Below are 18,492 nucleotides of genomic sequence, written 5' to 3'. Positions count from 1 at the left end.
TAGTGGGCACACAACATCATGTCTGAATGGAAGACGGGCCGCCATACTCCAGTACGGCCCGTCAGTCAAGCATGGCAGCTATTTTTAGTGCGTGACCTCAGCGACAACAGCTTCGATCTGCGCGGTAACGTCGTCCATATCGGCCATGCCGTCGACCTGCTTGAGCAGGTCGTTGGCGTAGTAGTAGCCGATCAGCGGCGCGGTCTTCTTGTAGTACTCGCGCAGCCGTTCCTCGAACACCTCGGCGTTGTCGTCCTTGCGAACCGGCTGGCCAGCAGCATGGGCTTCCTCGGCCCGCTTCAGGATGCGGCCAACAAGTGCCTTGTCGTCGACGACGAGTTCGATAACGACGTCGAGGTGCAAACCGCGTTCGGCCAGCATGTCGGCAACCGCGTCGGCCTGCGCCAGAGTGCGTGGGTAACCGTCGAGGATGAACCCCTTGGCGCAGTCGTCCTGGTCGATTCGTTCGGCAACGATCGCATTGACGATCTCGTCCGAAACCAGCTCACCAGCGTCCATGACGGCCTTGGCGCGCTTGCCGACATCCGTCTCGGCCTTCACCGCGGCCCGCAGCATGTCGCCAGTCGACAATTGCGGGATGCCGTGCTTTTCGACCAGTCGTTGCGCTTGCGTCCCCTTGCCCGCTCCAGGCGGCCCAAGCAAAATCAGCTTCATCTTCCCCTCTTACCTCCACGGAGCTTCGACTTCTTGATCAGCCCCTCATACTGGTGGGCGATCAGGTGCCCCTGAATCTGCGCCACGGTATCAAGGGTTACATTGACCACGATCAGAAGCGAAGTACCACCAAGGTAGAACGGAACGCCGGTTGCCGAAATCAGGAACTCGGGCATCAAGCAGACAAAGACGAGATAGGCAGCGCCGATGACCGTGACGCGCGTCAGCACGTAGTCGATATATTCCGCCGTGCGCTCGCCGGGACGATAGCCAGGGATGAAGCCCGAATGCTTCTTCAGCTGGTCGGCAGTGTCCTTCGGATTGAACACGATCGCCGTGTAGAAGAAGGCGAAGAAGACGATCATCGCGGCGTAGAGCAGCATGTACAGCGGTTGGCCATGGCCGAGAGCTGCCATCATGGTGCTGACCCATCCGGGCAGCGTGGCGGTATTCGAGAAGCCCGCGACGGTTGCCGGCAGCAGCAGCAGCGACGACGCGAAGATCGGAGGAATGACGCCGGCGGTGTTGAGCTTCAGCGGCAGGTGCGACGTATCGCCCTGGAACATGCGGTTGCCTACCTGGCGCTTCGGATACTGGATCAGAAGGCGGCGCTGGGCACGCTCGAAGAAGACGATCAGGGCGATGACGACGACCGCAAGCACGATGATCGCGAGAATCAGGCCAGTCGACAGAGCGCCGGTACGGCCGAGTTCCAGCGTGCCGCTGATGGCACTTGGAAGGCCTGCGACGATGCCGGCGAAGATGATCAGCGAAATGCCGTTGCCGATGCCGCGGGCGGTGATCTGCTCGCCAAGCCACATCAGGAACATGGTGCCGCCGACAAGCGTAATAACCGTCGAGGCGCGGAAGAACATGCCCGGATCGGTGACGATACCGTTGCCGCCCTCAAGACCGGCCGAGATGCCGTAGGCCTGGACGACCGCAAGAAGCACGGTGCCATAGCGGGTGTACTGGTTGATGACCTTGCGGCCCTGCTCGCCTTCCTTCTTCAGCGCTTCAAGCGACGGAACGACCGACGTCATGAGCTGCATGATGATGGAGGCGGAGATGTAGGGCATGATGCCGAGCGCAAAAAGCGCCATGCGCTCGACCGCACCACCGGCAAACATGTTGAAGATGCCGAGGACGCCGCGGCTCTGCTGGGTGAAAGCCTGCGCGAATGCGTCGGGATTGATGCCAGGGAGTGGGATGTAGGTACCGAGGCGGTAGACCAAAAGCGCGCCAAGCGTGAACCAGATACGCTTCTTGAGATCTTCGGCCTTGGCGAAGGCTGCGAAATTCAGATTGGATGCTAGTTGTTCAGCAGCCGATGCCATTCAGGGTACTCCGCTTGGTCACGCCGAAATGCCGCGATGGGCGCGGCGCGTGTCACCGAAGCCACGAGATAGGCTCCGGACGGCAAACATGCAAGCGGCGGTATCTCTACCGCCGCTTACTTTGCAAAGCCTTTTACTCGGCGGCTGCCACTTCAGGCAGCTTCACCGATCCTCCAGCCTTTTCGATCTTCTCGATCGCCGGCTTGGAAGCGCCGGCAACGTCGAAGGCCACCTTGGCCTTGAGTTCGCCGTCGCCGAGGATGCGGACGCCGTCCTTGACGCGGCGAATCACGCCGGCCTTGACGAGGGCTTCCGCCGTCACGGTCTCTTTCGCGTCGAGCTTCTTGGCATCGATCGCGACCTGGATACGGGCCAGCGAAACGGTGTTGTAGCTCTTGGCGAAAATGTTGGTGAAGCCGCGCTTCGGCAGGCGACGATAGAGCGGCATCTGGCCACCCTCGAAGCCGTTGATCGCGACGCCCGAACGAGCCTTCTGGCCCTTGACGCCGCGGCCGCCGGTCTTGCCGGTGCCGGAACCGATGCCACGGCCAAGACGCTTCTTGGAGTGGGTCGCGCCGGCGTTGTCACGCAGATCGTTGAGTTTCATCTTCTATCTCCTGCGATCGGCCTACGCCTCGTCCACAACGCGGACGAGATGCTGGACAGCTGCGATCATGCCGCGCACGGAAGGCGTATCTTCCAGGGTGCGCTTGCGATGCATCTTGTTGAGGCCGAGGCCGACCAGCGTGGCACGCTGCTCCTTCGGCCGGCGGATCGGGCTACCGATCTGCTCGACGGTGACAGTCTTGGTTACTTTCTTGGCCATGGTCATTGTCCCTGGTCAGCTCGAGCGACTATTCTTCAGCCGCTACGGCGGTGCCGCGGCGGGCTTGAAGCGTCGAATACTTGATGCCGCGCTGTGCAGCCACATCCTTGGGATGCATCTGGCTCTTCAACGCATCGAAGGTCGCGCGAACCATGTTGTATGGGTTCGACGAACCCATCGACTTGGCGACGACGTCGTGCATGCCGAGCGTCTCGAAGACAGCGCGCATAGGACCGCCGGCGATGATGCCGGTACCCTGCTTGGCAGAGCGCAGCAGAACGCGACCAGCGCCCCAACGGCCTTCAACATCGTGGTGCAGCGTACGGCCCGAGCGGAGCGGCACGAAAATCATGTCGCGCTTGGCCGATTCGGTTGCCTTGCGGATCGCTTCCGGCACTTCGCGCGCCTTGCCGTGACCAAAGCCAACGCGGCCCTTCTGGTCGCCGACTACGACGAGTGCTGCAAAACCGAAACGCCGGCCGCCTTTGACGACCTTGGCAACGCGGTTGATGTGTACGAGCTTATCGACGAATTCGCTGTCGCGCTCTTCGCGGTCACGGCTACGGTCGCGACCACCTTCCCTACGTTCTTGTGCCATATTCCTATCCTTATTTTTTTCCGGAAGCACGGGGGTTAAAAACCAAATCCGGCGTCTATTGCGTCGCCGGATTTATTGCAACTGATCAGTGATGCGGCGCAGCGCCGCGCGCTACGCCGTAAACTGCATCAGAAGTTGAGGCCACCTTCACGCGCAGCTTCGGCAAGTGCCTTGATGCGGCCGTGATAGATGTAGGCGCCACGGTCGAAAACGACGTCCTTGACGCCAGCCTTCGAAGCGCGCTCGGCGATCAGCTTGCCAACCGCGGTCGCAGCAGCAGTGTCAGCGCCGGTCTTCAGCGAGCCCTTGAGATCCTTCTCGAGGGTCGAAGCGGCAGCGAGCGTACGGCCGTTGGCGTCGTCGATGACCTGGACGTAGATGTTCTTCGACGTACGGTGAACCGACAGGCGCGGACGGCCGTTGGCGACCTTCTTGATCTGGCGGCGGATGCGCGCCGAACGGCGCAGAGTGGTTTCTTTCGAAGCCATAATAGTGGTTCCTTGCCTTCTGAAACGGGCGCGGCCATCTGCGGTAAGCCAAAATGCTTCCCGCGACCGCGCACCGCGGCGTTGTTGTTACTTCTTCTTGCCTTCTTTGCGGACGATCTTCTCGCCTGCATAGCGCACGCCCTTGCCCTTGTAGGGCTCGGGACCACGATATTCGCGGATCTCGGCGGCAACCTGGCCGACCTGCTGCTTGTTGATGCCGTTGATCACGATTTCGGTCGGCTTCGGCACCGTGATGGTGATGCCTTCCGGCGTCTGGTAGACGACGTCATGGCTGAAGCCGAGTGCGAGCTGCAGGTTCTTGCCCTGGAGCGCTGCACGGTAACCGACGCCGGTGATCTCGAGCTTCTTTTCGAAGCCGTCCTTAACACCCGTCAGGATGTTGACGATCTGCGTCCGCGACATGCCCCACTTGGAGCGGGAGTCCTTCGACTGGTCGCGCGGCTGAACAGCGATCTCGCCATTTTCCATCGTGACCAGAACTTCGTTGTTGACCACGAACTTCAGCTCGCCCTTGGGGCCCTTCGCCGTGACGGTCTGACCATCAACGGCGGCGGTTACGCCCTGCGGAAGCTGAACGGGTTTCTTGCCAATACGAGACATAGTCCTCGTGCCTTTCTTGTTTCAGCCTACGCAGATCAGAAGATCTGGCAGAGGATTTCCCCGCCGACGTTCTGTTCGCGCGCTTCGTGGTCGGCCATCACGCCCTTCGGGGTCGAAAGGATCGAGATGCCGAGGCCATTGGCAACAGGCGGAATCGACTTGGACGAGACGTAGACGCGGCGGCCCGGCTTGGAGACGCGGGCGATTTCGCGGATAACCGGCTGGCCGTCGAAGTACTTCAGCTCGATTTCAATCTCGGACTTGCCGTTTTCGAAGTCGGTCTGGCTGTAGTCGCGGATATAGCCTTCCGCCTTCAGCACGTCGAGAACACGGGCGCGCAGCCTGGACGCAGGGGTCGACACTGTCGACTTCTTGCGGCCATAGGCATTGCGGATGCGGGTCAGCATATCGCCGAGAGGATCACTCAAAGACATGTCAAATGCTCCTTACCAGCTCGACTTGACCAGACCGGGGATCGCCCCGATCGAGCCCAGGTCGCGAAGCGCGATACGCGACATCTTAAGCTTGCGATAGTAGGCGCGCGGGCGGCCGGTCACTTCGCAACGATTACGGATACGGATCTTGGCCGAGTTGCGCGGAAGCGCGGCGAGCTTGAGCTGCGCGCGGAAGCGTTCCTCGATCGGCTTGGACTGATCCATGACGACGTCCTTGAGGGCCTTACGCTTGGCAGCGTACTGGTCCACAAGCTTGCGGCGCCGATTGTTCTTCTCGACTGAGCTGGTCTTTGCCATTTCAGATTTTTCCTTTTCTCGCTGCCGTTACTGCCGGAAGGGGAAGTTGAAAGCCTTGAGCAGAGCCCGGGCCTCTTCGTCCGTCTTGGCGGTCGTGCAAACGATGATGTCCATGCCCCACATCTGATCAACCTTGTCGTAGTTGATCTCGGGGAACACGATGTGTTCCTTGAGGCCCATAGCGTAATTTCCGCGGCCGTCAAAGCTTTTCGGGTTCAGGCCACGAAAATCGCGAACGCGCGGCAGTGCGATGTTCACGAGACGGTCCAGAAACTCGTACATGCGCTCCTGGCGAAGCGTGACCTTTGCGCCGATCGGCATCTGCTCGCGAACCTTGAAGCCGGCGATCGACTTGCGGGCACGAGTGATGACCGGCTTCTGGCCGGCGATCATTGCCAGGTCTTCAGCGGCAACGGCGGGCTTCTTCGAGTCCGCAGTGGCTTCGCCGACACCCATGTTGAGCACGATCTTGTCGATGCGCGGAATCTGCATGACGTTGTCGTACTTGAACTGTTCCTGCATCGCCTGGCGGATGGTCTCGTTGTAGACCGTCTTCAGACGCGGAGCGTTGGTTGCGTTAGCCATTGATGACTTCTCCCGAGCGCTTCGCGACACGGACCTTCGTGCCGTCCTTCTGGATCTGGAAGCCGACGCGGGTCGCCTTTCCGTCCTTGGGGTCGGCAAGCGCGAGGTTCGACAGATGGATCGGCGCTTCCTTGGTAATGATCCCGCCCTCTTGGGTCTGGGACTGCTTCTGGTGGCGGCGGATCATGTTCACGCCGCGGACAAGTGCCTTGTCTTCCTTCGGCTGGACAGACAGCACCTCGCCGGTGCGGCCCTTGTCCTTGCCGGCCAGAACGACAACCTTGTCGCCTTTACGGATCTTCTGCATTGTTCCGGCTCCTTACAGCACTTCGGGCGCGAGCGAGATGATCTTCATGTGGTTCTTGGCGCGAAGCTCGCGCGGAACCGGCCCGAAGATACGCGTGCCGATAGGTTCTTTCTTGTTATCGACAAGAACGGCCGCGTTCTTGTCGAAACGGATCACGCTGCCGTCCGGGCGACGAATGTCCTTGGCCGTACGAACGACGACCGCCTTCATCACATCACCCTTCTTTACGCGGCCGCGCGGAATGGCTTCCTTGATCGACACCACGATGATGTCGCCAACAGAAGCATACTTCCGCTTCGAGCCGCCCAGCACCTTGATGCACATGACACGACGGGCGCCGGAATTATCCGCGACGTCGAGGTTTGTTTGCATCTGAATCATGACTGGCCGCCTTCTTCTTCTCTAACGGGATGGGCTACCGCCCTCCCCGGCTTGTCCAAAATTCGTTGTTACGCCTGGTCCGGGGTAATGACGACCCAGCGCTTATCCTTGGAAATCGGCTTCGATTCCTGGATAGCCACCTGATCGCCTACCTTGTGGGCGTTGTTTTCGTCATGCGCCTTGTAGTTCTTCGACATACGCACGGTCTTCTTCATCACCGGGTGCGTGAAGCGACGCTCGACCTTGACGACGACCGTCTTCTCGTTCTTGTCGCTGACGACCGTACCCTGCAGGATGCGCTTTGGCATGGTTTTCGTCCTTAAGCCTTCTTGCCGGCCGATTTTTCGGCGGCGATGGTCTTGATACGCGCGATGTCCTTACGAACTTGCTTAACGCGCGCCGTCTTTTCCAGCTGACCAGTCGCCTTCTGGAAGCGCAGGTTGAACTGCTCCTTCTTGAGGCTGGCGAGCTCGTCGGTGAGCTGGTCCTGGGTCTTCGTCCTGATGTCCGAGGCTTTCATGATCAGCCCTTCCTTATTCTGCGATGCGCTGAACGAAGCGCGTCCTGACCGAGAGCTTGGCAGCGCCGAGACGCAGCGCTTCACGCGCCACTTCCTCGGAGACGCCATCGATCTCGAACATCACGCGACCTGGCTTAATGCGGCATGCCCAGTAGTCGACGGCGCCCTTGCCCTTACCCATGCGGACTTCGGTCGGCTTCGACGTGACCGGAACGTCTGGGAAAATACGGATCCAGACGCGGCCCTGACGTTTCATTTCGCGGGTGATCGCGCGGCGAGCCGCCTCGATCTCACGCGCGGTGACGCGGTTTGGCTCAAGCGCCTTCAGTCCGAAGCCGCCGAAATCCAGGTTGGTGCCACCCTTCGCGGTACCGTGGATGCGGCCCTTGAACTGCTTACGGAACTTTGTGCGCTTTGGCTGCAGCATCGTTCTAACTCCAAATTCCTATGCGTGTCAGGCGTTTTCGCGACGGCGGCGCTCAGGGCGCTCGCCAGCATGCGAATGCTCGCCTTCGGTTGCGCGACGCTCGGAAGCCATCGGATCGTGCTCGAGGATCTCGCCCTTGAACACCCAGACCTTGACGCCGCAGATGCCGTAGGCGGTCTTTGCCTCGGCAGTGCCGTAGTCGACGTCAGCGCGCAGGGTGTGCAGCGGAACGCGACCTTCGCGATACCACTCCATACGAGCGATTTCGGCGCCGCCGAGACGGCCCGAGCAGTTGATACGAATGCCCTCTGCGCCGAGGCGCATGGCCGACTGCACCGCGCGCTTCATGGCGCGACGGAAGGCGATGCGGCGCTCGAGCTGCTGCGCGATCGACTGAGCGACCAGCGTAGCGTCGGTCTCCGGCTTGCGGACCTCGACGATGTTGAGGTGCGTCTCGGACTTCGTCATCTCCATCAGCTTCTTGCGAAGCTTTTCGATGTCGGCGCCCTTCTTGCCGATGATCAGGCCCGGACGTGCAGCGTGAATGGTCACGCGGCACTTCTTGTGCGGACGCTCGATCACGACCTTGGAGATCGCGGCCTGCTTCAGTTCGGCTTCAAGATACTTGCGGATCTTGATGTCTTCGTGAAGCAGCTGGCCGTACTCGCCGGTGTTTGCATACCAGCGCGAGTCCCAGGTGCGGTTGATGCCGAGGCGGAGACCAATAGGATTGATTTTCTGGCCCATTATGCGGCCTCCCCTTTCTCTTCGACTTCACGAACGACGATCGTGAGGTGCGAAAACGGCTTCTCAATGCGGCTGGCGCGACCACGGCCACGAGCGTGGAAACGCTTCATGACGATCGACTTACCGACAAAGGCTTCCGCCACCACCAGTGCATCGACATCGAGGTCGTGATTGTTTTCCGCGTTGGCGATAGCCGATTCGAGGGTCTTTTTAACCGTTCCGGCGATGCGCTTGCGCGAAAATTCCAGATCCGAAAGCGCGGTCGCTACCTTCTTGCCGCGGATAAGCGCGGCAACGAGGTTGAGCTTCTGCGGGCTGACCCGGATCGTGCGGAGGACCGCACGTGCCTCGTTGTCAGCAAGCCTGCGCGGAGCTTTGGCCTTGCCCATGTTACTTCCTCTTTGCCTTCTTGTCCGCGCCGTGACCGTAGTAGGTCCTGGTGGGAGCGAACTCACCGAACTTGTGGCCGACCATGTCCTCGTTCACCGAGACCGGGACGTGCTTCTGGCCGTTGTAGACACCGAAGGTGAGGCCGACAAACTGCGGCAGGACGGTGGAGCGACGGCTCCACATCTTGATCACCTCATTGCGACCACCTTCACGAACCTTCTCTGCCTTCTTGAGCAGATAGCCGTCAATGAACGGGCCTTTCCAGACTGAACGAGTCACTGGCGTTACCTCTTCTTAGCTCTTGCGCTGATGGCGCGAGCGCAGGATGAACTTGTCGGTCGCCTTGTTGGACCGCGTCTTCTTGCCCTTGGTGGGCTTGCCCCACGGACTCACCGGATGGCGTCCGCCCGAGGTGCGGCCTTCACCACCGCCGTGCGGATGGTCGACCGGGTTCATGGTCACGCCGCGGTTGTGCGGGCGCTTGCCACGCCAGACCGTGCGGCCTGCCTTGCCGTCGTTGATGTTGCCGTGGTCCGGGTTGGACACGGCACCGACGGTGGCGATGCAGAGACCGCTGACGACGCGCTGTTCACCCGAGTTGAGGCGAAGGATCGCCATGCCCTGGTCGCGGCCGACGAGCTGGGCGTAAGCACCAGCCGAACGAGCGACCTGGCCGCCCTTGCCGGGCTTCAGCTCGATGTTGTGCACGATCGTGCCGACCGGCATCGAAGCGAGCGGCATTGCATTGCCTGGCTTCACGTCGACCTGCTCACCAGCGATGATTTTGTCGCCAGCCTGCAGACGCTGCGGAGCAATGATGTAGCTCAGCTCGCCGTCGTCGTACTTGATCAGCGCGATGAAGGCGGTGCGGTTCGGATCGTATTCCAGACGCTCGACCGTACCGACGACGTCGAACTTACGACGCTTGAAGTCGATGATGCGGTACGAACGCTTGTGACCGCCGCCGATGAAGCGAGCCGTGATACGACCGTAGTTGTTACGGCCGCCCGACTTGGTCAGGCCTTCGGTCAGACCCTTGACGGGCTTGCCCTTGTGCAGACCCGAGCGGTCGACGATGACCAGCTGGCGCGTGCTCGGCGTTACTGGCTTGAATTTCTTAAGTGCCATTGTCCTGTCCTCTCAGCCTAGCTCAGAGACCCGTCGCGACGTCGATCGACTGGCCGTCGGCCAGCGTCACTACCGCCTTCTTGACGTCGCTCTGGCGGCCGATCGTGCCGCGGAAGCGCTTCACCTTGCCCTTGCGGACCAGGGTGTTCACAGCAGTCACCTTCACGCCGAACAGCGCTTCGACGGCAGCCTTGATCTCGGGCTTGCTCGCCTTCTTGGCGACATTGAAGACGACCTGGTTATTTTCAGAAGCCATGGTCGACTTTTCGGTGATCGCCGGCGAGACGATCACGTCATAGTGGCGGAGATCCATCATTTGAAGCGCTCCTCGAGAGCCTCGACGGCGGCCTTCGAAAGGACCAGCGTGCCGCGGCGCAGAATGTCGTAAACGTTGATGCCCTGGATCGGCAGGACATCGATGTTCGGGATGTTGGTCGCTGCGCGCTTGAAGTTGACGTCAAGCTCGGCGCCGCCGATCACCAGGGCGTTGGTCAGGCCCAGCGTCGCGAAATTCGCGAGCAACGCCTTGGTCTTGCCCTCGGCGAGCGTCAGCTCGTCGACGATGATCAGGTTCGATGCCTTGGCCTTGGCCGACAGGGCGTGCTTCAGACCGAGAGCGCGGACCTTCTTAGGAAGATCATGCTCGTGGCTGCGAACGACCGGGCCGTGGGCCTTGCCGCCGCCGCGGAACTGCGGAGCGCGTGCCGAATGGTGACGAGCGCGGCCCGTCCCCTTCTGCTTGTACATCTTGGCGCCGGTGCGTGCGATTTCTGCGCGACCCTTGGCCTTGTGCGTGCCCTGCTGCTTCTTGGCGAGCTGCCAGCGCACGACGCGCTGGAGAACGTCTTCGCGCGGGTCCAGGCCGAAAATCTCTTCCGAGAGCTCAACCTTGCCGGCATCTTTGCCTGCGAGGGTTGTAATCTTGAGGTCCATTATTCCGCTCCCTCATTGGCCGCAGCCTTGTTGCTGGCAGCGCGGATCGCGGCCGGCTTCGGCGCGTTCTCAGGAAGCGCAACCTTTGCGGCGTCGCGAACCAGGATCCATGCACCCTTCGAACCCGGAACCGCACCGCGGATCAGGATGAGACCACGATCGGTGTCGGTCGAAACAACCTCGACATTCTGGGTCGTGACGCGAACGTCGCCCATGTGTCCGGCCATCTTCTTGCCCTTGAACACCTTGCCCGGATCCTGGCGCTGACCAGTCGAACCGTGGGTACGGTGCGAAACCGAGTTACCGTGGGTCGCACGACCACCACCGAAGTGGTGACGCTTGATGACGCCCTGGAAGCCCTTACCGATCGTCGTGCCCGTCACGTCGACCTTCTGGCCGGGGACGAAATGCTCGACGGTGATCTCGGAGCCGACATCCAGCATGTTGTCGGCGGAGACGCGGAACTCAGCAACCTTCGACTTCGGCTCGACGGAAGCGGCAGCGAAGTGACCGCGCAACGCCTTCGTCGTATTCTTGACCTTGGCCAGGCCAACGCCGAGCTGAACGGCGGTGTAGCCATTCTTCTCTTTGGTCAGCTGTGCCACCACCTGGCAGTTCTCCATGCGGAGAACGGTGACGGGAACGTGTTCGCCAGCGTCATTATAGACGCGGGTCATTCCCACCTTCTGTGCAATTACACCTGAACGCATCGGTTCGTTTTCCTTCAGAGGAGCCGTTTGGATCTGCTCGCGCGGCTCATGTTAGCTCTTAGAGCTTGATTTCGACGTCGACGCCTGCTGCGAGGTCGAGCTTCATCAGCGCATCAACGGTCTGCGGGGTCGGGTCGACGATGTCCAGCAGACGCTTGTGCGTGCGCATTTCGAACTGCTCGCGGCTCTTCTTGTCGACGTGCGGCGAGCGGTTCACCGTGAACTTCTCGATCCGCGTCGGCAGCGGGATCGGGCCGCGAACATTGGCGCCGGTGCGCTTCGCGGTCGACACGATCTCACGCGTCGAAGCGTCGAGAACCCGGTGGTCAAACGCCTTGAGGCGGATGCGGATATTCTGTCCGTTCATGGTCACTTCCTTGTTCTGGCGCGGCGCGGGCGTATTCCCGCCCGCGACAGATCGTTAATTCGGATTATTCTTTGATCGAAGCGACGATGCCGGCGCCGACGGTACGGCCACCTTCACGGATAGCGAAGCGGAGCTTCTCTTCCATGGCGATCGGCACGATCAGCTCGACGTCGACGGTGATGTTGTCGCCGGGCATGACCATCTCGGTGCCTTCCGGCAGCGACACGATGCCGGTCACGTCCGTCGTGCGGAAGTAGAACTGCGGACGGTAGTTGGTGAAGAACGGCGTGTGACGGCCACCTTCTTCCTTGGTCAGGATGTAGGCTTCAGCCACGAACTTCTTGTGCGGCTTGACCGAACCCGGCTTGCACAGCACCTGGCCGCGCTCGACGTCTTCACGGCCAACGCCACGGATCAGCGCGCCGATGTTGTCGCCAGCCTGGCCCTGATCGAGCAGCTTGCGGAACATTTCAACGCCGGTGACCGTCGTCTTCGAGGTTGCCTTGATGCCGACGATCTCGACTTCTTCGCCAACCTTGACGATGCCGCGCTCGACACGACCGGTGACCACAGTGCCGCGACCCGAGATCGAGAACACGTCTTCGATCGGCATCAGGAACGGACGGTCGATCGGACGCTCAGGCGTCGGGATGTAGGCGTCGACGGCAGCCATCAGCTCGCGGATCGCGTCTTCACCGATCTTCTTGTCCGAATCGTTGAGCGCAGCAACAGCCGAACCCTTGATCATCGGAATGTCGTCGCCCGGATATTCGTACTTCGACAGCAGCTCGCGAACTTCGAGCTCGACCAGTTCGAGCAGCTCGGCGTCGTCGACCAGGTCGACCTTGTTGAGGAACACCACCAGGGCCGGAACGCCGACCTGACGGGCGAGCAGGATGTGCTCGCGGGTCTGCGGCATCGGGCCATCGGCAGCCGACACGACCAGGATCGCGCCGTCCATCTGGGCAGCACCGGTGATCATGTTCTTCACATAGTCAGCGTGGCCGGGGCAGTCGACGTGGGCGTAGTGGCGGGCCGGCGTCTCGTATTCGACGTGCGCCGTCGAAATGGTGATGCCGCGGGCCTTTTCTTCAGGCGCTGCGTCGATCTGGTCGTAGGCCTTGAACTCGCCGAAATACTTCGTGATCGCCGCCGTCAGCGACGTCTTGCCGTGGTCAACGTGACCAATCGTGCCGATGTTCACATGAGGCTTATTACGCTCGAATTTACCTTTTGCCATGTGAGGTCTCCATTCTTGCTAGCCCGATAAGGGCGTTGAATTAATAAAACGCTGCAATTCGTTGGAATTACGCGTATTTCTTTTGAACTTCCTGAGCAACCGCGGTCGGGACCGCCTCGTAGTGGTCGAACTGCATCGTGTACTGGGCGCGGCCCTGTGACATCGAGCGCAAGCTGTCCACGTACTTGAACATGTTGGCCAGCGGCACCATCGCGTTGACGACGACGGCAATACCGCGGCTTTCCTGGCCCTGGATCTGGCCACGACGGCTGTTCAAGTCGCCAATGACGTTGCCGACATAGTCTTCCGGCGTCACGACTTCGACCTTCATGATCGGCTCGAGCAGCTGGACACCCAGCTTCGGAGCGGCTTCGCGAAGGGCGGCGCGACCGGCGATTTCGAAGGCCAGTACCGAGGAGTCGACATCGTGGTAAGCGCCGTCGATCAGCGTCGCCTTGACGCCGATCATCGGGAAGCCCGCGAACGGACCCGAAGACAGAACGCTGCGGAGACCCTTGTCGACGCCGGGGATGTATTCCTTCGGAACCGCGCCACCAACGATCTTCGATTCGAACACGAACTCTTCGCCCTCGGGGTTCGGTTCGAACACGATCTTGATGCGTGCGAACTGACCGGTACCACCCGACTGCTTCTTATGGGTGTAGTCCTGCTCGTGGGTGCGGGTGATCGTCTCGCGATACGCAACCTGCGGAGCGCCGACGTTCGCCTCGACCTTGAACTCGCGACGCATGCGGTCGACGATGATGTCGAGATGCAGCTCGCCCATGCCGGAGATGATGGTCTGACCCGACTCTTCATCCGACTTGACGCGGAACGAAGGATCTTCAGCAGCCAGGCGGTTGAGCGCGAGGCCCATCTTTTCCTGGTCGCCCTTGGTCTTCGGCTCGATGGCGATCTGGATGACCGGCTCGGGGAATTCCATGCGCTCGAGGATGACCGGGTGCAGCGGATCGCAGAGCGTGTCGCCGGTGGTCGTTTCCTTGAGGCCGGCCAGAGCGACGATGTCGCCAGCGAAAGCCTCTTCGATGTCGGAGCGCGAGTTCGAGTGCATCTGCAGCATACGGCCGAGACGCTCTTTCTTGCCCTTGACGGTGTTTTCGAGCGAAGCGCCCTTGACCACCTTGCCCGAGTAGATGCGGCAGAAGGTCAGCGAACCGACAAACGGATCGTTCATGATCTTGAAGGCCAGCATCGACAGCGGTTCGCTGTCGTCGGCATGACGCTCGATCTCGGCTTCGGTCTTGGCATCGATGCCCTTGATCGCAGGAACATCGAGCGGCGACGGCAGGAACTCAACGACGCCGTCGAGAAGCGGCTGCACGCCCTTGTTCTTGAAGGCCGAGCCACAGAACATCGGGAAGAACTTGACGGCGATGGTGCCCTTGCGGATCAGCGCACGCAGTTCGTCGTTCGTCGGCATCTTGCCTTCGAGGTAGTTCTCAAGAGCCGTCTCGTCCATTTCGACGGCGGACTCGATCATCTTGTCGCGGAACTCGGCGGCCTTTTCCTTGAGGTCGTCCGGGATCTCGACGACGTCCCAGGCAGCGCCCAGGCTCTCGTCGCGCCAAACCAGCGCGTTCATCTCGATCAGATCGACAACGCCCTTGAACTCCGATTCAGCGCCAATCGGCAGCTGGACGGCAACGGCAGTGGCGCCGAGGCGCGACTTGATCATATCGTACGAGCGATAGAAGTCGGCCCCGATCTTGTCCATCTTGTTGCAGAAGATCATGCGCGGGACATGATACTTGTCCGCCTGACGCCACACGGTCTCGGTCTGCGGTTCGACACCGGCGTTGGCATCGAGCAGCGCGATGGCGCCGTCGAGAACGCGCAGCGAACGCTCGACTTCAATGGTGAAGTCGACGTGGCCGGGGGTGTCGATGATGTTGAAGCGGCGCTGCTGGCCGTCACGGCCCTTCCAGAAAGTCGTGGTCGCAGCGGACGTGATCGTGATGCCGCGTTCCTGCTCCTGCTCCATCCAGTCCATGGTGGCAGCGCCGTCATGGACTTCGCCGATCTTGTGCGACTTGCCCGTGTAATAAAGGATGCGCTCGGTGGTCGTGGTCTTGCCGGCGTCGATATGCGCCATGATACCGAAATTGCGGTAGTCTTCGATCTTGTATTCGCGGGCCATGGGAGGTGCCTCTCAGTCGTTCGGTCGCGCTATTACCAGCGGTAGTGCGCGAAGGCGCGGTTGGCTTCCGCCATCTTGTGGGTGTCTTCACGCTTCTTGACAGCGGTGCCGCGGTTGTTAGCCGCATCCATCAGCTCGCCCGAGAGGCGGTCGACCATGGTGGTCTCGTTACGGTTGCGGGCGGCAGTGATCAGCCAGCGAATGGCGAGAGCCTGACGGCGCTCTGGGCGCACATCGACCGGAACCTGGTAGGTCGCACCACCAACACGGCGCGAACGGACTTCCACATGCGGCGCGACATTGTCGAGCGCCTGATGGAAGACGGTGACCGGCTCCTGCTTGGTCTTGGCCTGAACCTGATCAAGCGCACCGTAGACGATCGTTTCGGCGATCGACTTCTTGCCGTCATACATGACGGCATTCATGAACTTGGTGACAACCAGATCGCCAAACTTGGGATCCGGGTTGATTTCGCGCTTATCTGCACTGTGACGACGTGACATGGTTCTTGTCTCTCAAACTTGGCCGACGCTCTATTACGCGGAGAACCTCGCGCAGCGCCTAAATTGCAGAACCCGAATTACTTCGGACGCTTCGCACCGTACTTCGAACGGCGCTGCTTGCGGTTCTTCACGCCCTGCGTGTCGAGCACGCCGCGGATGATGTGATAACGCACACCCGGAAGATCCTTCACACGGCCGCCGCGGATCATAACCACGGAGTGCTCCTGAAGGTTGTGACCTTCGCCGGGGATGTAACCGATGACTTCAAAACCGTTGGTCAGGCGGATCTTCGCGACCTTACGCAGAGCCGAGTTCGGCTTCTTCGGCGTCGTCGTGTAGACGCGCGTGCAAACGCCCCGCTTCTGCGGGTTGGCCTGCATGGCCGGAACCTTGTTGCGCTTCACCGGCGCAATGCGCGGCTTGCGGATCAGCTGGTTGACGGTAGGCATTAAACCCTCTTGTCTCTCAATTCCGTGTCTCAAGCCCGTTCGGGGCGGCTTCAAGCGCAAAATCCATACGCGAATTCGGGCCCCAAACCGCGACTTGCGGTCTTGCCCGAACAAAGGCAGAGGAAGCGAATCCGCTTCATGCACGCCGGAAATGTCTTCTCGCTCGTAAAAAACGAACCCTGTTTGAGGTGAACTCCAAAGCATGTCGCTTCGGAAAAGCCAACCTCACATCGGCTCAGACGAGGCGGTATCTACTCGCATGACCGCGAACCGTCAAGCCCGTCCCCTTAAAAACCTTAACGAAACCGGGGCTTCGGGCGGTCTAAGAGGCTTAGAGCAACTTTATTGCGCCGCAACATAGTACCAACGCCGATTTGTGACACTGTTTGGCCTGTCTCGCATCCGCTCTTCATGCGAAAATCGTTGAAACCGGGGCGAATCCCCCCTCAAACGAATCTAACTGCAGGGAATCATCATGAACGACAACGACGAACGGCCAGTGACGATCATCACCGGCCGAGTCTGGCGCAAGAAGGGCGGCAAGCCCGAAGGCGCGCATATCATGCTCGTCGCACCAGACGACGATACCGCCGTTCGCATGGCGCTCGACGCGCTGGCCAAGGAAGGTTACGCCGAAGCCGAGCTCGACCAGATCGGCGACATGCAGGGCGAACCTGACGACGAGCCGCACATCTCCGCCTACCAAGGTGCGCTCGAAGGCGAAGTCTCGATCGTTACCTTCAACGAGCCGTTCTGACCCCGCATCCCATCCGGATGCACTGCGTTCAGTTCACCGGCCCTGCCCCGCCAATGTCAGCCATCTCAGGTTCGGCGGGCTTCTGCCCGGTGGCGCGGTTGACCAGCACGGTCACGAACCACAACAGCACCCCGATGCCGATCAGGATACCGGCGATCTTGTATTGAACAGGATCGCGCCCGGTCCACGGTCCGGCGAAGAAGGCGCAAGCCACGGCCCCCACGATCGGCAGCAGCGTCGGCGTCCGGAAGTGACCGTGGCCGACAGTATCCTTGCGCAACACCAGCACGGCAATGTTGACCACGGTGAACACGCACAGCAGCAGCAGCGCCGTTGTGCCTCCCAGTGCCGGAACCTCGCCAACGAAGCTGATCAGCGCGAAAGCGAGCAAGGTGGTGAAGCCGATCGCGATGTAGGGCGTGCGACGCGAGGCGTGAACCTTGCCGAGCACTTCCGGCAACACGCGTTCGCGGCTCATGCCATAGACCAGCCGGCTCGCCATCAACATGTTGATGAGCGCGCTGTTGGCGACCGCGAACATGGTGATGAAACCGAAGATCTCGACCGGGAAGTTGGGAGCGCCGGCCTGGACCACCTTGAGCAGCGGCGTCTCGCCCTCGCCCAGCTGTTCCGGTGGCACCAGTGTGATCGCAGAGATCGACACCAGCACATAGATGACGCCGGTGATCAGCAAGCCGGTCAGCAGCACTTTCGGGAAGATGCGCGTCGGGTCCTTGCACTCCTCGGCCATGTTGACCGAATCCTCGAAGCCGACCATGGCGAAGAACGCAAGCGTGGTTGCCGCGATCACCGACCAGAAGGCGCTGCGGTCCGGCGCCGAGTGGAACTCCATCACCCTGGAGACATCGCCCTCACCTGCTCCAATAGCCCACAGACCGATGACAATGATGATCATCAGGCCGGTGAACTCGACGCAGGTCAGTACGACATTGGCTTTGACGCTTTCGCCGACACCGCGGAAGTTCACTGCAGCGACAACCGCCATGAACGCCAGGCCGATGAGCGTGATGCCGTAGGTCCCGCTGAGGCCGAGATCGAACGCGCCCGACAGATTGGCGGCAAAGGCGCGCGAGGCCGTCGACGCCGAGGTGATGCCCGAGCACATCACTGCGAAAGCGACGATGAAGGTGATGAAATGGATGCCGAACGCCTTGTGAGCGTAAAGGGCGGCACCGGCGGCCTTTGGATATTTGGTGACCAGTTCGAGATAGCTGAAGGCGGTGATGACAGCGACGATGAAGGCGACGAGAAACGGTAGCCAGACCACGCCGCCGACCTGCTTGGCCACTTGACCCGTCAGCGCGTAGATGCCGGTGCCGAGAATATCACCGACGATGAAGAGCAAAAGCAGCCAGGGGCCCATCACGCGATGGAGGCTCGGCTCTACCGATACCCCCTGTCCTTTCGCATCGGAGGGGACGTCGGTCATCGGGCACTCCTCTCAAGGCTGATGCACTTCAAGCAGAAGGCTATTTTCGTAAGTTCACGATGTCAAACGGCGCAAATACATTAGACTTACCTTGCGGAAAGCGGTGCAGACCCGCCAAACCCGCGCCAGGCCACGGCATCGCA

The 18,492-nt window shown here is 60.8% G+C and carries 29 protein-coding genes; 1 reads left to right on the top strand and 28 read right to left on the bottom strand.

Annotated features, from left to right (window positions below):
• Positions 1-84: 84 nt before the first annotated feature.
• From IHE39_RS06625 to rpsL, 27 genes are all read right to left on the bottom strand, one after another.
• Positions 85-675, bottom strand: coding sequence for an adenylate kinase (locus IHE39_RS06625; RefSeq protein WP_184774720.1), 591 nt, complete (start codon positions 673-675; stop codon positions 85-87).
• Entirely contained in the window at positions 672-2,012 is a 1,341-nt protein-coding gene (secY, locus tag IHE39_RS06620; protein WP_184774722.1) for a preprotein translocase subunit SecY, read from the bottom strand. The genes IHE39_RS06625 and secY overlap by 4 nt, the downstream gene beginning before the upstream one ends.
• 133 nt (positions 2,013-2,145) lie before the next feature.
• Complete coding sequence (gene rplO, locus IHE39_RS06615; protein ID WP_184774723.1) at positions 2,146-2,619, bottom strand: 50S ribosomal protein L15; 474 nt, start codon at positions 2,617-2,619, stop codon at positions 2,146-2,148.
• Positions 2,620-2,640: 21 nt separating this feature from the next.
• Positions 2,641-2,838, bottom strand: coding sequence for a 50S ribosomal protein L30 (gene rpmD, locus IHE39_RS06610; RefSeq protein WP_109577106.1), 198 nt, complete (start codon positions 2,836-2,838; stop codon positions 2,641-2,643).
• A 28-nt stretch (positions 2,839-2,866) separates the two neighbouring features.
• Positions 2,867-3,436 carry a 30S ribosomal protein S5 gene (gene rpsE / locus IHE39_RS06605; RefSeq protein WP_067961902.1) on the bottom strand — a complete coding sequence of 190 codons (570 nt, stop codon included), beginning with the start codon at positions 3,434-3,436 and terminating at the stop codon, positions 2,867-2,869.
• A gap of 128 nt (positions 3,437-3,564) precedes the next feature.
• Positions 3,565-3,924 (bottom strand): 50S ribosomal protein L18, encoded by a 360-nt coding sequence (rplR, locus tag IHE39_RS06600; protein ID WP_055976445.1) that lies wholly within the window; start codon positions 3,922-3,924, stop codon positions 3,565-3,567.
• 87 nt (positions 3,925-4,011) lie between these two features.
• Complete coding sequence (gene rplF, locus IHE39_RS06595) at positions 4,012-4,545, bottom strand: 50S ribosomal protein L6 (protein WP_184774725.1); 534 nt, start codon at positions 4,543-4,545, stop codon at positions 4,012-4,014.
• 35 nt (positions 4,546-4,580) lie between these two features.
• Positions 4,581-4,979, bottom strand: coding sequence for a 30S ribosomal protein S8 (gene rpsH / locus IHE39_RS06590; protein WP_067961896.1), 399 nt, complete (start codon positions 4,977-4,979; stop codon positions 4,581-4,583).
• Positions 4,980-4,991: 12 nt separating this feature from the next.
• Positions 4,992-5,297: a 30S ribosomal protein S14 gene (gene rpsN, locus IHE39_RS06585; protein WP_184774727.1), complete on the bottom strand. Its 306-nt coding sequence runs from the start codon at positions 5,295-5,297 to the stop codon at positions 4,992-4,994.
• A 27-nt stretch (positions 5,298-5,324) separates the two neighbouring features.
• The gene (gene rplE, locus IHE39_RS06580; RefSeq protein ID WP_184774729.1) at positions 5,325-5,882 is read right to left on the bottom strand and encodes a 50S ribosomal protein L5; all 558 of its coding nucleotides are present in this window, start codon (positions 5,880-5,882) and stop codon (positions 5,325-5,327) included.
• The gene (gene rplX, locus IHE39_RS06575) at positions 5,875-6,189 is read right to left on the bottom strand and encodes a 50S ribosomal protein L24 (protein ID WP_184774731.1); all 315 of its coding nucleotides are present in this window, start codon (positions 6,187-6,189) and stop codon (positions 5,875-5,877) included. Before rplX ends, rplE begins: the two co-directional genes overlap by 8 nt.
• Positions 6,190-6,201: 12 nt before the next feature.
• Entirely contained in the window at positions 6,202-6,570 is a 369-nt protein-coding gene (rplN, locus tag IHE39_RS06570; protein ID WP_006205457.1) for a 50S ribosomal protein L14, read from the bottom strand.
• A gap of 68 nt (positions 6,571-6,638) precedes the next feature.
• Positions 6,639-6,878 carry a 30S ribosomal protein S17 gene (rpsQ, locus tag IHE39_RS06565; RefSeq protein ID WP_115732103.1) on the bottom strand — a complete coding sequence of 80 codons (240 nt, stop codon included), beginning with the start codon at positions 6,876-6,878 and terminating at the stop codon, positions 6,639-6,641.
• 11 nt (positions 6,879-6,889) lie between these two features.
• Positions 6,890-7,090 carry a 50S ribosomal protein L29 gene (gene rpmC, locus IHE39_RS06560; protein WP_018427849.1) on the bottom strand — a complete coding sequence of 67 codons (201 nt, stop codon included), beginning with the start codon at positions 7,088-7,090 and terminating at the stop codon, positions 6,890-6,892.
• Positions 7,091-7,103: 13 nt separating this feature from the next.
• Positions 7,104-7,517 carry a 50S ribosomal protein L16 gene (gene rplP / locus IHE39_RS06555; RefSeq protein ID WP_055976423.1) on the bottom strand — a complete coding sequence of 138 codons (414 nt, stop codon included), beginning with the start codon at positions 7,515-7,517 and terminating at the stop codon, positions 7,104-7,106.
• A 27-nt stretch (positions 7,518-7,544) separates the two neighbouring features.
• Positions 7,545-8,264, bottom strand: a complete 720-nt coding sequence (rpsC, locus tag IHE39_RS06550) for a 30S ribosomal protein S3 (RefSeq protein ID WP_067961888.1) — start codon at positions 8,262-8,264, stop codon at positions 7,545-7,547.
• Entirely contained in the window at positions 8,264-8,653 is a 390-nt protein-coding gene (gene rplV / locus IHE39_RS06545) for a 50S ribosomal protein L22 (protein WP_055976417.1), read from the bottom strand. Before rplV ends, rpsC begins: the two co-directional genes overlap by 1 nt.
• 1 nt (position 8,654) lies before the next feature.
• Entirely contained in the window at positions 8,655-8,933 is a 279-nt protein-coding gene (rpsS, locus tag IHE39_RS06540) for a 30S ribosomal protein S19 (protein ID WP_055976414.1), read from the bottom strand.
• Positions 8,934-8,948: 15 nt separating this feature from the next.
• Positions 8,949-9,782, bottom strand: coding sequence for a 50S ribosomal protein L2 (gene rplB, locus IHE39_RS06535; RefSeq protein ID WP_184774735.1), 834 nt, complete (start codon positions 9,780-9,782; stop codon positions 8,949-8,951).
• A 22-nt stretch (positions 9,783-9,804) separates the two neighbouring features.
• A complete protein-coding gene (locus IHE39_RS06530) occupies positions 9,805-10,098 on the bottom strand; it encodes a 50S ribosomal protein L23 (protein ID WP_184774736.1) in 294 nt (97 codons plus the stop codon).
• On the bottom strand, positions 10,095-10,715 hold the full coding sequence (rplD, locus tag IHE39_RS06525; RefSeq protein WP_115732105.1) for a 50S ribosomal protein L4: 621 nt from the start codon (positions 10,713-10,715) through the stop codon (positions 10,095-10,097). The genes IHE39_RS06530 and rplD overlap by 4 nt, the downstream gene beginning before the upstream one ends.
• The gene (rplC, locus tag IHE39_RS06520; RefSeq protein WP_184774737.1) at positions 10,715-11,425 is read right to left on the bottom strand and encodes a 50S ribosomal protein L3; all 711 of its coding nucleotides are present in this window, start codon (positions 11,423-11,425) and stop codon (positions 10,715-10,717) included. Before rplC ends, rplD begins: the two co-directional genes overlap by 1 nt.
• Positions 11,426-11,483: 58 nt before the next feature.
• The gene (gene rpsJ / locus IHE39_RS06515) at positions 11,484-11,792 is read right to left on the bottom strand and encodes a 30S ribosomal protein S10 (protein WP_006205468.1); all 309 of its coding nucleotides are present in this window, start codon (positions 11,790-11,792) and stop codon (positions 11,484-11,486) included.
• 64 nt (positions 11,793-11,856) lie between these two features.
• Entirely contained in the window at positions 11,857-13,032 is a 1,176-nt protein-coding gene (gene tuf, locus IHE39_RS06510) for an elongation factor Tu (RefSeq protein WP_115732107.1), read from the bottom strand.
• A 67-nt stretch (positions 13,033-13,099) separates the two neighbouring features.
• Positions 13,100-15,190, bottom strand: coding sequence for an elongation factor G (gene fusA / locus IHE39_RS06505; RefSeq protein WP_184774674.1), 2,091 nt, complete (start codon positions 15,188-15,190; stop codon positions 13,100-13,102).
• 32 nt (positions 15,191-15,222) lie between these two features.
• Entirely contained in the window at positions 15,223-15,693 is a 471-nt protein-coding gene (gene rpsG / locus IHE39_RS06500) for a 30S ribosomal protein S7 (RefSeq protein WP_067961877.1), read from the bottom strand.
• Between the two features lie 77 nt (positions 15,694-15,770).
• The gene (rpsL, locus tag IHE39_RS06495; protein WP_008837709.1) at positions 15,771-16,142 is read right to left on the bottom strand and encodes a 30S ribosomal protein S12; all 372 of its coding nucleotides are present in this window, start codon (positions 16,140-16,142) and stop codon (positions 15,771-15,773) included.
• 475 nt (positions 16,143-16,617) lie between these two features.
• On the opposite strand from rpsL, the gene IHE39_RS06490 reads away from it, so the two are divergent.
• Positions 16,618-16,899, top strand: coding sequence for a transcriptional regulator (locus tag IHE39_RS06490; protein WP_184774675.1), 282 nt, complete (start codon positions 16,618-16,620; stop codon positions 16,897-16,899).
• 28 nt (positions 16,900-16,927) lie between these two features.
• On the opposite strand, the gene IHE39_RS06485 is transcribed toward IHE39_RS06490, so the two are convergent.
• Positions 16,928-18,349: an APC family permease gene (locus IHE39_RS06485; protein WP_192565864.1), complete on the bottom strand. Its 1,422-nt coding sequence runs from the start codon at positions 18,347-18,349 to the stop codon at positions 16,928-16,930.
• Between the last annotated feature and the right edge of the window lie 143 nt (positions 18,350-18,492).

Origin of the sequence: Aminobacter carboxidus, assembly GCF_014863355.1 — a bacterium.
In the GTDB taxonomy this organism is placed as follows: domain Bacteria; phylum Pseudomonadota; class Alphaproteobacteria; order Rhizobiales; family Rhizobiaceae; genus Aminobacter; species Aminobacter carboxidus.
This window is presented reverse-complemented; position numbering and strand designations above follow the sequence as displayed.